This window comes from Rhizobium sp. PRIMUS64, assembly GCF_023006465.1.
GTDB classification, from domain to species: domain Bacteria; phylum Pseudomonadota; class Alphaproteobacteria; order Rhizobiales; family Rhizobiaceae; genus Rhizobium; species Rhizobium leguminosarum.
The window spans coordinates 23,044-35,594 of sequence record NZ_JALBGX010000068.1 but is presented as its reverse complement, the minus strand read 5'-3'; the positions used below and the strand labels follow the sequence as shown (position 1 = coordinate 35,594).

Genomic DNA, 12,551 nt, shown 5'->3' with positions numbered 1-12,551 from the left:
GCCGGTGCCGTGACCGCGATGGCCGTCACGCACGAAGAGGTGGTGCAGGTCCATGCCGCGCTTGCCTTCCTGCGCCCTGTAGAGCGGCACGAGAATGGCGTAGCCGATCAGCCCTCCGCCGGTCTCGGCGACGAGCGCATTAATCCAGGGCAGCGGGCCGAAGAGGTCGCGCTCCAGCTGCTCCGCCGTCGTGCCTGCCGCATCGCCGTGATGGGCGGCAAGCAGGGCGATCATCTCGTTGAGTTCGGGCAGGTCGCGCGGCTTGGCGGCGCGGATCGTCACCACCGATGGGCGCATCAGTGAAATTTCGCTGTCTTCGATTTCGGTCATGGTCTTCGCGTCCTTTGATATTCTGCCGTCAGGACGCTGCCGATACAACAAAGCCGCCTGACGGCGGCTTGTTGACAATATGATCTTGTCCGGCCGCCCTTTACAGGTACAGCCAAAAATACGAGCGGCTCTGGTGCGCGTTTTTGATCATGGGTCATAGATCGTCGGAAACGCAGGCTTTGTCAATGGCGGATCGGAGCCCATCACAGGCATTGAGCTCTGGACTCACCCTTGATAGTATACCCCCCTATGCTATATGAGAACCCATCATGTCCCACACCACCCTGCAGAAAAAGAAGCTCGTCGCCCGCATTAGCCGCTTGAAGGGGCAGATGGAGGCGGTCGAGCGCGCCCTCGAGGCCGAGCGCCCCTGCGGCGAGATCCTGCAACTGCTCGCCTCCGTCCGCGGCGCGCTGACCGGGCTGACCGGCGAGGTGCTCGACGATCATCTGCGTGAGCACGTGCTGAATGCCGCCGACGATGCGGCAAGGGCGGAGGCGGTCGAGGAAATATCGGAAGTGTTGAGAACCTATATGCGCTAGAGCAATTTCAGGAAAAGTGTGAAGCGGTTTTCCCGGGAAAACTGCGAAGCATTTTCCCAGGAATTGTGTAAAAACAAAAGCTTATAGCGGCGACGAAGGAGCCTGTCATGAGTGCCGGAATCGAGAAGGCTGGAATCAATACCCTGGAACATGATCATGTCTTCCTCGGCGCCGATCATACGCGCAACGAGCGGCGCATCTGGCTGGTCATCGCGCTGACGGCGGTAATGATGGTGGCGGAAATCGCCGCCGGCACCGTCTACGGCTCCATGGCCCTGGTCGCCGATGGCTGGCACATGTCGACCCATGCCAGTGCTCTGCTGATTTCGGCGCTCGCCTATCTCTTCGCCCGCCGGCAGGCGCGCAATCCGCGTTTCACCTTCGGCACCGGCAAGCTCGGCGATCTCGCCGGCTTCGCCAGCGCCATCATCCTTGCCCTGATCGCCCTGCTGATGGCCTGGGAAAGCCTGCTGCGCCTTTCCAATCCCGTGCCGATCGGTTTTGCCCAGGCGATCGCCGTGGCGGTGATCGGCCTTGCCGTCAATCTGGCCAGCGCCTGGCTGCTGGCCGGCGGCGGCCATGCCGCGCATGGCGATCATGCGCACCATCATCATGGGCATGGCCATCACGCGCATCACAGTCATGGCAACCACGCCCATCCCGCGCATGGACATCGTCCGCACGGTCATGGCGACCATGCCCATCACGCAAAGACCGGCGACAACAATATCCGCGCCGCCTATCTGCATGTCATCGCCGATGCTTTGACCTCCGTGCTCGCCATCGCGGCGCTGACGCTCGGCAGCCTTTATGGCTGGCTCTGGCTCGATCCCCTGATGGGCATCGTCGGCGGTTTGGTGATCGCCAATTGGTCGTGGAGCCTGATGAGATCTTCCGGCGGCGTCCTGCTCGACGTCATTTCCGAAGGCGAGACGCTGCCGGCGGAGATCCGCGGCGCCATCGAGACGGAGGACGACCGGATCACCGATCTGCATGTCTGGCAGGTCGGCCCCGGCCATCATGCCGCAATCGTTGCCGTCCTTACCTCGAAGCCGCGCGATCCGGCCTTCTACAAGGGCAGGCTTTCGGCGTTGGAGGAATTGTCGCATGTAACGGTCGAGGTTACGCGCGCGGCGTGATCGGGGCGAGCGGACGATAAGATCGCTCGGCGGACGACAAAGGTCGGTCGACGGACGATTAACATCGCCTTGGGGACGAGATGCCGCCGCAATCTCGCCTTAGCTCTGTCCTCCCGATTTGCCGGAGGATTTCATGGATCTCAGTCTAACCCGCCGCATGCTGATAGGCGCGGCATTGTGCCTGCCTGCGATGGGCTTGCCCGCGCTGGCGATTCCCGCCAACGCCGAGGAGGGGGCCGAGGAGGGGGCCAAGGAGAGTGCCGAGGAGGGCGACGACAACATCGAGCGCCGCCTTGCTGCGCTGGAAAAACGCACCGGTGGTCGCCTCGGCGTCTCGGTGCTCGACACTGAGACGAGCATCTCCTTCGGCTATCGCGGCAGCGAGGCCTTTCCGATGTGCAGTACCTTCAAGGCGCTGGCCGCCGCTTTCGTGCTTGCCCGTGCTGACAAGGGCGAGGAGAACCTCGATCGGCGGGTGACCTACGGCAAGGACAAGCTCGTCGATTATTCGCCGCTCAGCGAAAAACATGCCGGAACCGATGGCATGACCGTCGCCGAACTCTGCGAGGCGGCGGTGACCGTCAGCGACAACACGGCCGGCAATCTGCTGCTCGAAAGTTTTGGCGGGCCGGCGGGTCTGACCGACTGGCTGCGCTCGATCGGTGACGGCACGACCCGTCTTGACCGCACCGAACCGACGCTGAACGAGGGCCGGAAGGACGACCCGCGCGACACGACGACCCCGGATGCGATGCTCGACACGCTCGGCAATCTGACGCTCGGCTCGGTCCTCACTGAGGCCTCCTGCGACAGGCTGATCGCCTGGCTGGTGGCGAGCACGACAGGCAAGGAGCGGCTGCGCGCCGGCTTGCCGGCGGATTGGAAGGTCGGCGACAAGACCGGCACCGGGCCGAATGGCTCTCTCGGCGATATCGCCGTGATCTGGCCGCCGGATCGCGGTCCGATCGTCGCAGCCGTTTATATCAGTGAGACGACGGTGCCGGTGAAGGAACTCAACCCGGTCTTTGCCGAAGTCGGCCGCATGATCGTCGAGATGGTGTGAATCATGAAAAATGCGGCGGAGAAAGCTCCCGCCGCATGCTGGATTCGATCTGCCTGTGGCTCAGGCGGCGGTGATGTCATCTGCCGTCTTGGTGCCGTCATCCTCGATACCGGCCATCTCGCGCTTGATCTGCTCGGCGATTTCCTTCTCGATTGCGGCGCGTTGATCGGCCGGCATGGCGGCCAGATCGGCTTCGGTCAGATCGTGCTGCTCGAGATAGCGGGCGCGGATATATTCCGCCGGCGTCATGTTGCCCCATTTGGAGAATTCGTCGACCAGGGCGTCATGCGCCGCACTCGCCGCCGCTTCGTCGTCGGAAGGCGGATTGATATAGGGGCCTTCGCTGCTTTGCAGAGCCCACATCGTATTGGCGATCGAAGGCGGCGTGCTGCTGGGCTCGAGACCGGGCGCAGTATTGCGCGCAGTGCTGTCGAAGTCCGTCGTTTGCTGATTCTTGGATTTGGCCGACTGATCGAAAAGACCGCCGACCCCGTAATAATTGCGAATATTGCTAGAGATTTCCATAAAAACTCTCCCCGAAAAACGGGGAGAGAATGGCGATGCAACCATGCCTAGAGCTTGCGCCGGCTCCTTCTCGTGAGGAGAAGGAGCGCTCCCATCAAGGCAGCGTATAGGCGATCACGTAATCGCCGGGCGTGGTGCCGACCGAGCCGTGGCCGCCTGCGACCATGACGACATATTGCTTGTTATCATCAGTCTCATAGGTCATCGGCGTCGCCTGGCCGCCGGCGGGAAGCCGCGCCTGCCAGAGCTCTCGGCCATTCGTCACGTCATAGGCGCGCAGGTAGTTGTCGACCGCAGCCCCCAGGAAGGCGACGCCACCCTTGGTCAGCATCGGTCCGCCGATGCCGGGTACGCCCACCTTGAAGGGCAGGGGCAATGGCGTCATGTCGCGCACGGTGCCGTTCTTGTGCATATAGGCAATCTTGCCGGTGCGCATGTCGACGCCCGCGACATAGCCCCATGGCGGCGCCTGGCAGGGGATTTTGAGCAGCCCAAGGAAGGGACCCATGAACACGCCGTAAGGCGCGCCGTCATTGCGGTTGAGCCCCTGTTCGCTGCCCTTCTCGTCCTGGCCCCTCGGCGGAATATCGGCGGCCGGCACCAGGCGCGAGGTGAAGGCGAGATAGGTCGGCATGCCGAACATGATCTGCCGCTCCGGATCCACCGCCACGCTGCCCCAGTTGAAGGTGCCGAAATTGCCGGGATAGACGATCGTGCCTTTGAGCGAAGGCGGCGTATAGCGGCCCTCATAGTAGTAGCGGTGGAAGTCGATGCGGCAGGCGAGCTGATCAAACAGCGACACGCCCCACATGTCCTTTTCCTGAAGCGGCTCCGGCGAGAAGGTGAGGTCCGAGATCGGCTGCGTCGGCGAAGTATGATCGCCGGAGACCGCACCACCCGGCGCCGGGATTTCCTTGATGGGGATGATCGGCTCGCCGCTGCGCCGGTCGAGCACATAGAGATCGCCCTGCTTGGTCGGGCCGACCAGGGCCGGAACCACGGTGCCGTCCTGCTTCGTCAGGTCGATCAGCGCCGGCTGGGCCGGCACGTCCATGTCCCAGAGATCGTGATGCACCGTCTGGCGCACCCAGCGCAGCTGGCCGGTGGCGATATCGAGCGCGACGATCGAGGAGGAGAATTTCTCGACATTGTCGCTGCGGTTGATGCCGAGCTGGTCGGGCACCTGGTTGCCGAGCGGGATGTAGACCATGCCGAGTGTCTCGTCGACGCTGAAGACCGACCAGCTGTTCGGCGAGTTGGTCGTATAGGTCTGGCCCTCGGTGATCGGCGTCGTCACGTCGGGATTGCCGGAATCCCAGTTCCAGACCAATGCGCCGGTATTGATGTCGAAGGCGCGGATGACGCCGGATTGTTCCTCAGTCGAATAATTGTCGTTCACCGCCCCACCGACGATGATTTTGCCCGCCACCGCGACCGGCGGCGAGGTGGAATAGTAATAGCCGGCCGGATTGTAGCGCATGCCGGTTTCCAAATGCAGCACGCCCTGGTCGGCAAAGCTGGTGCAGACCTTCCCGTCCGCCGCATCGAGCGCGATCAGCCGGGCATCGGATGTCGGCAGGTAGACGCGTTCGGCGCAGGGCTGGCCGGCGGCAACGGTTGGATCGGCATAATAGGTGACGCCGCGGCAGGTCTGATGCTGCCGGTCGGGGTTCATGCCTGAGTTGGCGTCGTATTTCCATTTCTCCTTGCCGGTCTTGGCATCGAGCGCGATCGCCCAGTTGTGCGGCGTGCAGAGATAGAGCGTGTCCTTCACCTTGAGCGGCGTCACCTGATAGGTCGTCTCGCTGATATCCTCCGGCCGTTTGACGTCGCCGGTCTGGTATCGCCACGCTTCCTTGAGAGTGGAGACATTCTGGGCTGTGATCTGGTCGAGCGGCGAATAGCGCTGGCCGAAGGGCGTGCGGCCATATTGATGCCATTCGCCATCCGGCACGCTGCCGCCGAAGGCGGGATTGGCGGCGACCATGTCCTTGGGCAGCTCGCCGGCAAGGTCATGCGGGTCAGTCGTCATCGAATAGAGGGCGACGAGGATGGCGAGGATGACAGGCACGGCGAGCGGCCAGGGGTTGGCGGCGTAGGTGATGCCCGTCGGGCTGCGCAGGCCGAGCGGCCGGCGGATCCATGGTGTCAGCAGCCAAAGCCCGAGCAGGATGATCATGCCGCCGCGCGGGCCGAGCTGCCACCAGTCGAAGCCAACCTCCCAGATCGCCCAGGCGAGTGCTGCGACGACGAGCACCGCATAGACCCAGAGCGCCACCACCTTGCGCATCAGAAGCAGGCCGGCGGTAATCACGAACATCAGCCCGGCAAACAGATAGAAGACGCTGCCACCGAGTGTGACGAGCCAGAGCCCGCCACCGCCGAGTGCCAGCCCGATGATGATGAAGAAGATGGAGGTGATGACGATCGCCATAAGGCTGTCTCCCGCTGAGGTTAGCCGGGGTGAAGGATCGGCGGAAAAGCCCCGCCGATCAGGCAGATAGCGCGAGGGAGATGCCTTTCAACGGCCACAATTGCCGCAGGGCGCGGATGCACCGAACCGGGCGTCGGGCCGGATCGAAGCGGATCGCCGTGGCACAAATGCTCCACCTAAACGGGCAAGACCGCCCGTCACGTTCCGCAGAAGGTCGCAAGCACCCGTTCGTCCGGCTTCGGTGGTTCCCTATAGGCGGCAAAGCCCGGCTGGTCCTCATAGGGTTTCGAAAGCACGCTCAGCAGCGCCTCGAACAGCGAGAAATCCCCGTCCTCGACGGCAGCCTTGATCGCCTGTTCGACCCGGTGATTGCGCGGAATGAAGGCTGGATTGACGCTGCGCATGGCAATGGCGCGCTCAGTGGCCGTCTGCGGATCGCGGGACAATCTCTCGCGCCACTGCGTGAGCCAGGGGCCGCAGGCATCCGCTTCGCGGAAACTTGCCGCAAATGCGGGCGCTGCGACGTCATCGCCGGCAAGATCCGACAACCGCCGGAAGGCCAGGGTGAAATCGGCGCCCTGCGCCTGCATCAGTGACAGCAGCGCCTGCACCAGTTCGAGATCGCCGTCCTCTTCGCCGGCAAGGCCGATCTTTTCGCGCATGCCGGCCAGCCAATGCGCCTGGAACCGTTCGCCGTAACTCTTGATCACCACATTGGCCTTATCGACCGCGCTGTCGGGCTCGGCGTCGATCAGCGGCAGCAGCGTTTCGCCGAGCCTTGCGAGGTTCCATTGGCCGATGCCGGGCTGGTTGGCATAGGCGTAACGGCCATGCTGGTCGATCGACGAGAAGACGGTCGCCGGATCATAGGTATCCATGAAGGCGCAGGGGCCGAAATCGATCGTCTCGCCGGAGACGGTCATATTGTCCGTGTTCATCACGCCATGAATGAAGCCGACATGCAGCCAGCGGGCAATCAGCGCCGCCTGGCGTTCGGAGACCGCTTCGAAGAGCGAGAGATAGGGGTTCTCGGCCTCTTTCAATGCGGGATAGTGCCGGTCGATCACATAGTCGGCCAGAGCCCGCACGCCGTCGGTATCGCCCCTGGCCGCGAAGTACTGGAACGTGCCGACTCTGACATGGCTGGCCGCGACGCGGGTGAAGACCGCGCCCGGCAGCACCTCTTCGCGATAAACCGGCTCGCCTGTCGTCACCGCCGCCAGCGCCCGCGTGGCGGGAATGCCGAGCGCAAACATTGCCTCGCTGATGATATATTCGCGCAAGACCGGCCCGATTGCCGCCCGCCCGTCGCCGCGGCGCGAAAAAGGCGTCGGTCCGGCGCCCTTCAGCTGGATATCGTAGCGCTTGCCGCTGCGGTCGACGACCTCGCCGAGAAGGATCGCCCGCCCATCACCGAGCTGCGGCGAGAAGCCGCCGAACTGATGCCCGGCATAGGCCATCGCCAGCGGTTCGGCCCCTTCGGGAAGGAGATTTCCGGAAAAGATCGCCGCGCCATCGCGGCGCAAGGCCTCGACGTCAAGCCCGAGCTCGGTGGCAAGCGGCTCGTTGAGCTTGATCAGCCAGGGCTCCGCCACCGCAGTCGGCGCTTGCGCCGCAAAGAAGTGCGGCGGCAAACCGACATAGCTGTTGTCGAACGGAAAGGCCGCACCGGGCCGATTTTGCTGCAGGGCGGAGGTCATAGTTCATAGGTAGGGCTGGCTTGCCTGCCGCGCAAGCCGGTTCTGCCGCCTGTCTGATCTGCAACGGGTTGCAGACGCTGCATCGCGTCGATCGTCGATTGGCCGACGCTTATCGCCGTGATCGCAAAATCGCTTCTGCAGCCTCGACGAAGCCAACTCCGCCCGGTCCATCTGTGATCCATACCGGTGGTGTAGGCATCTCAGGGAGATAGTCGACAACCGTGCTCACGCCCACCGTATGCCGGAAGAAACTGAACATTGGCGCATCGTTGGTCGAGTCACCCGCATAGAGCACCGCGTCGCGATCGGTCTCGACATCCAGATCATAGGCCTGCTTGAGTATCCTCTTGGCCATCGAGAGCTTGTTGTATCCGCCGAGCCAAGCGAGAAGCCAAAGATTGTTGACTGTTACATCAGCGCCTGCCGCGGCCAATCTGGCAAGGATTGTTTCTCGCAAATCCGAATCTTCTGGTTTGGCGAAAGCAAGGCTGGTCATGCGAAAGGGGTGATCTTCCGCCAGTTGCGCCCTCGGCAAGGCCACTCGGATTTCTTCCTCAATCGCACGCAGTCGCCGTGTAACATCCTCGCGATCCGCGTCAGAATGCCAGAACGAGCGCTTGGTGCCGTGCCCATTTGCATTGCGCCGAAAATAGAAGCCGCCGTTCTCGCCAATGACTCCATCGACCGGCCACATTCGCGCCATCTGATCGCACCATCCAGCAGGAGCTGCGGTCACCGGAATGACGATCACGCCGGATTGCTGGAGACGTTCCAACGCAGTGTAAGTGGCGGCAGCAAGCCGGCCGCGATAGGTCAACGTCTCATCCATGTCGGTAAGGACAAAACGCACGCTCTTAAATTCAAAGGCGCTTGCTGTATTCAGGGGCTTCATTGTCAGTTCTTTCCTCGTCAGACGGTAAAGCTGCCTATCACGCACTTGATCCGGCAAGCATGGATCGCAGGTCATTGACTTGATTCATCGGGGCACCTCCGTTGCTCAGAAAACCAGCGGTGATGGACTCACCGCCCGCCCGTCGCTTCTTCACCCCTGAAGACCTCACGAAGAACAGACCCATGCAAGGAATCGTGATCTGCCTTTACCTCTCGTCAAAGCAGCTTTGCCATAAACGACATAGCGCCGCCATGATCGCAGGCGTATAGCAAATCGTCTCCCCTTGGCTTTGCGCCATGTCATCCCCCGCGGCCTTGCTGCCTTGTGTGCTCCGCCGCGCCACCGCGAGTGATCCCGGACGATGTCGGATCAGATTTACCAGGCGCCGATGGTTCGGCGCGCCACACCCAATTTCCGGGTGATCGCGATGATTGTCGCGAGTGCGATGCTGATGGAAAATATCGATGCGACCGTGCTTGCGACCGCGCTGCCGACCATGGCGCGCGATTTCGGCGTCAGCGCCCCGGCCATGTCGATCGCCCTGACCTCCTATCTCTTGAGCCTTGCGATCTTCATTCCGGCAAGCGGCCGGATGGCCGACAGTTTCGGCTCCCGCACCGTTTTCCGCTCGGCCATCGCCGTCTTCGTCGTCGGCTCCATCCTCTGTGCCCTGGCGCCGACGCTGTCCTTCCTGGTGCTGGCGCGGCTGCTGCAGGGCATCGGCGGCGCGATGATGATGCCGGTCGGGCGCCTGGTGCTGATGCGCAGCGTCGACCGCAAGGATATGGTCAGCGCCATGTCCTGGCTGCTCGTGCCGGCGCTGATCGGCCCGATCGTCGGCCCGCCGCTCGGCGGCTTCATCGTCACTTATCTCGACTGGCGCTGGATCTTTTATATCAATGTGCCGATCGGCATCATTGGCATGATCTTCGTCTCGATCTACATCGACGAGGTCAAGGGCAAGGCAAGCGGTCCGTTCGATACGATCGGCTTCATTCTTTCCGGCGTCTCGCTCGGCTCGCTGCTCTTCGGCTTCGAAATGTCGAGCCATGAGGGCGAGGGTGCGTTTTCGATCTTCCTGATCGCGCTTGGCCTGCTCTTCGGTATCGCCTATCTCAGACATGCCCGCAAGCACCCGTCGCCGATCATGGATTTCTCGCTGATGAAGGTGCCGAGCTTCGGCACGTCGGTCATTGCCGGTTCGCTGACGCGCATCACGCAAGGAGCGCAGCCCTTCCTGCTGCCGCTGCTCTTCCAGATCGGCTTCGGCCTGTCTGCCGCCGCGGCCGGCCAGATCATCATCGCGACCGCGCTTGGCGCTCTCGCCATGAAGCCGATGGCGAAATTTGTCTTCCGCCGGCTGGGCTTCCGCAGGAGCCTCATCCTCAACGGCATCCTCGGGACGATCGGCTATGGCCTTTGTGCCGCCTTCCGGCCGGACTGGCCGATGGCGCTGGTCTTTATCGTCCTGGTGCTCAGCGCCTTCTTCCTGTCGTTCCAGTTCACCGCCTATAACACCATTGCCTATGACGAGATCAGCAAGGAGCGGATGAGCTCGGCCACGAGCTTCTACACCACCTTCCAGCAGCTGATGCTGTCGCTCGGCATCTGCATCGGCGCCTTGGCGCTGCACGGCTCCATGGCGTTCAATGGCGCCGAGACGCCGGCCCTTGGCGATTTCTCGGCAGCCTTCATCGTCGTCACGATCATCTCGATCACCGCGACCTTCTGGAACCTGCGCTTCTCGCCGACTGCCGGCGAGGAGATCACCGGCTACAAGGCCAAGCAGACGAAAGGCGCCGTCGCCAAAGGCTGACACCGCCTTTCCCTTCGTCAGAAGCCGACCGGCTCCCGCGGCTGCCTGCGTCGCAAGAGCCGGCCCTCGCGCCGGTCTGCCTCGAGGCCGTAGGTCATCTGGCCGGGCAAGCTCCCGAAGGCGAGATCACTATCCCGCAGCGCCACCTCCACGGCTGCCTCGGGCTCGGTGCGCCTCTGCTGTCCCGTAATCGCAAGCCACAGATCGTGCCAGCCGCGCCCACGCAACATCGTGCCCCCAATCGTCATTCTCTCCTCCCTCTCAGGTCGTCACGCCGCCTGCGGCAGGCATGCCTCGCAGATCGCCGCGACATGGCGGTGGTCGGTGCCGCAGCAGCCGCCAAGCACGCGCACCGCAGGCATGCGATCGATGAGCTTGCGGTAGCGGCGGCCGAGATCTTCGGGATCGCCCGCATCCAGCGTTTCACTATTGTCCAACTGCTCATGGCTCATGGTCGAGGCATTGGCGCGGATGCCGGAAATGCGCTTCACCCAGGCGCTTCCAGGATCGAGTGCTGTTTCGAAATGCGTCGGATGGGCACAGTTGATCATGTAATAGGCCGGCGCTCCGCCGGTCGCCGCATCCGTCGTCTCGATGGCGTCCTGAAGGCTGCGGCCCGTCACCAGCCGGCCATCCGTCTCCAGCGTGAAGGAGATGGCCGAGGGCATGCCGAGCGACTGTGCCGCCCGCGCCACGCCGATCGCCTCGTCGATGCTGGTCAGCGTGAAGGCGCTCACCATGTCGGCTTCGGTGCCGGCAAAAGTGCCGATCTGGAAGGCGTGGTAGTCTTCCGCTTCGACCGCATCCATGAAGCCTGCCTTGTAGCCGTCGCCGCGCGGGCCGATCGCGCCGCTGATGACGATCGGCTGCTCCGGCCGCTCATAGGCGCTGCGTAAGCCGACGAGCAGGTCGACGGCCTCCTCGTTGACCGCCTTCAGGGCTTCGCTGGTATAGCCGAGCTTCTGTCCCCAGTCCGGATTGGCTCGCCATGTGGCGGTGTCGAGCACGAAGCCCGTGCCGTGCCGCCGGGCGATATCGAGATAGCGGCGATAGTAATTCCGCATGCGCTGCCGCCCGTCTTCGGAAGACAGCAATATGAAGGCGGCGAAATGCGGAAGCTCGATCCCTTCCTGGAAGATCATCGTCGTTTCCATGCCGCCATCGGTAATGAAGGTGCCGCCTTTGAGCTGCGGCAAACCATTTCTGTACTTTGCCATTGTTGAAGCCTCTCCCTCGCGGCGCCCGAAACGGCTGCCGTCGACGAATGATGTTCTGGCGCTTAATCGGCTGCCAAACTAGACGACTTGCGGTATACTCCAGGTGGTTTTGGTTTTTGCCGATTGATATCAATTGCTTGCTTCAACCGATGCTGCCGGGGGCGCAAGCAAGCCTGAAGGTGCGGCGCTGAAAACTGTACCGTCGGTACAGGAGGGGACATGCGAAAGGGCGAGGAAACGCGGACCCGCATCCTCGATGTGGCCGAAGCGGCAGTCTTGCAGAAGGGTTTCGGCGGCACATCCATCGAGGAGCTGATCGCCGAGACCGGCATCACCAAGAGCGGCTTCTTCTATCACTTCAGAGACAAGAACGAGCTCGCCAAGGCGCTGCTCAACCGTTACATCGAAAATGACGAGCGCATCTACGACGAGATCTTCAGCCGCGCGCGCGATCTGGTCGACGATCCGCTGCAGTCCTTCCTGCTCGGCCTGAAGCTGCTGTCCGAATTGCTCTCCGACCTGCCGAACGGCCATCCGGGCTGTCTTGTGGCGGGCATCTGCTATTACGAGCGGCTGTTCGACCGCGAGATACAGGAGATCAACCGGAATGCGGTGCTTGCCTGGCGGCGCCGCTTCGGCCGCATGATCCGGGAAATCGTGGCCGTCTATCCGCTGCGCGAACCCGTCGACGTCGACCAGCTTGCCGACATGGTGTCCTCAGTCCTGGAAGGCGGCATCGTTTTGTCGAAGACGCTGAAGGAGCCGAACACGCTGGCCGAACAGGTGCTGATGCTCCGCACCTTCGTGAAGATGCTCTTCCTGCCGGTGGCGGAGATGCCGAGGGCGTCGAGCGGTTCAGCCTTTCATGGAGGCGCAGAGCCGCACTAGCTTTT

12 protein-coding genes are annotated in these 12,551 nt (G+C 62.7%); 5 read left to right on the top strand and 7 right to left on the bottom strand.

Annotated features, from left to right (window positions below):
- A partial coding sequence (locus MOV76_RS23925) for a GNAT family N-acetyltransferase (protein WP_247265420.1) occupies nucleotides 1-330 on the bottom strand: 330 nt, incomplete at its 3' end.
- A 269-nt stretch (nucleotides 331-599) separates the two neighbouring features.
- Here MOV76_RS23925 and dmeR point away from each other — a divergent pair.
- The 3 genes from dmeR (at nucleotide 600) to bla (ending at nucleotide 3,074) form a co-directional block, all read left to right on the top strand.
- Nucleotides 600-872: a Ni(II)/Co(II)-sensing transcriptional repressor DmeR gene (gene dmeR / locus MOV76_RS23920; RefSeq protein WP_018446272.1), complete on the top strand. Its 273-nt coding sequence runs from the start codon at nucleotides 600-602 to the stop codon at nucleotides 870-872.
- Between the two features lie 107 nt (nucleotides 873-979).
- Entirely contained in the window at nucleotides 980-2,011 is a 1,032-nt protein-coding gene (gene dmeF / locus MOV76_RS23915; RefSeq protein WP_247265419.1) for a CDF family Co(II)/Ni(II) efflux transporter DmeF, read from the top strand.
- A 133-nt stretch (nucleotides 2,012-2,144) separates the two neighbouring features.
- Nucleotides 2,145-3,074 carry a class A beta-lactamase gene (gene bla, locus MOV76_RS23910; RefSeq protein ID WP_247265418.1) on the top strand — a complete coding sequence of 310 codons (930 nt, stop codon included), beginning with the start codon at nucleotides 2,145-2,147 and terminating at the stop codon, nucleotides 3,072-3,074.
- A 60-nt stretch (nucleotides 3,075-3,134) separates the two neighbouring features.
- Here bla and MOV76_RS23905 read toward each other — a convergent pair whose 3' ends face one another.
- From MOV76_RS23905 to MOV76_RS23890, 4 genes are all read right to left on the bottom strand, one after another.
- A complete protein-coding gene (locus tag MOV76_RS23905; RefSeq protein ID WP_247265417.1) occupies nucleotides 3,135-3,599 on the bottom strand; it encodes a hypothetical protein in 465 nt (154 codons plus the stop codon).
- Nucleotides 3,600-3,693: 94 nt separating this feature from the next.
- The gene (locus MOV76_RS23900) at nucleotides 3,694-6,033 is read right to left on the bottom strand and encodes a glucose/quinate/shikimate family membrane-bound PQQ-dependent dehydrogenase (RefSeq protein WP_247265416.1); all 2,340 of its coding nucleotides are present in this window, start codon (nucleotides 6,031-6,033) and stop codon (nucleotides 3,694-3,696) included.
- Nucleotides 6,034-6,230: 197 nt separating this feature from the next.
- Nucleotides 6,231-7,733 carry a YdiU family protein gene (locus MOV76_RS23895; RefSeq protein WP_130716024.1) on the bottom strand — a complete coding sequence of 501 codons (1,503 nt, stop codon included), beginning with the start codon at nucleotides 7,731-7,733 and terminating at the stop codon, nucleotides 6,231-6,233.
- 109 nt (nucleotides 7,734-7,842) lie between these two features.
- Entirely contained in the window at nucleotides 7,843-8,625 is a 783-nt protein-coding gene (locus MOV76_RS23890; protein WP_018446267.1) for an HAD-IIB family hydrolase, read from the bottom strand.
- Nucleotides 8,626-8,986: 361 nt separating this feature from the next.
- Between MOV76_RS23890 and MOV76_RS23885 the strand changes: the two genes are divergently transcribed.
- On the top strand, nucleotides 8,987-10,441 hold the full coding sequence (locus MOV76_RS23885; RefSeq protein ID WP_247265415.1) for a DHA2 family efflux MFS transporter permease subunit: 1,455 nt from the start codon (nucleotides 8,987-8,989) through the stop codon (nucleotides 10,439-10,441).
- A gap of 17 nt (nucleotides 10,442-10,458) precedes the next feature.
- Here MOV76_RS23885 and MOV76_RS23880 read toward each other — a convergent pair whose 3' ends face one another.
- The gene (locus tag MOV76_RS23880) at nucleotides 10,459-10,689 is read right to left on the bottom strand and encodes a hypothetical protein (RefSeq protein ID WP_247265414.1); all 231 of its coding nucleotides are present in this window, start codon (nucleotides 10,687-10,689) and stop codon (nucleotides 10,459-10,461) included.
- A gap of 21 nt (nucleotides 10,690-10,710) precedes the next feature.
- The gene (locus tag MOV76_RS23875) at nucleotides 10,711-11,658 is read right to left on the bottom strand and encodes a homocysteine S-methyltransferase family protein (protein ID WP_247265413.1); all 948 of its coding nucleotides are present in this window, start codon (nucleotides 11,656-11,658) and stop codon (nucleotides 10,711-10,713) included.
- Nucleotides 11,659-11,877: 219 nt separating this feature from the next.
- Between MOV76_RS23875 and MOV76_RS23870 the strand changes: the two genes are divergently transcribed.
- A complete protein-coding gene (locus tag MOV76_RS23870) occupies nucleotides 11,878-12,546 on the top strand; it encodes a TetR/AcrR family transcriptional regulator (RefSeq protein ID WP_018241240.1) in 669 nt (222 codons plus the stop codon).
- Nucleotides 12,547-12,551 lie beyond the last annotated feature (5 nt).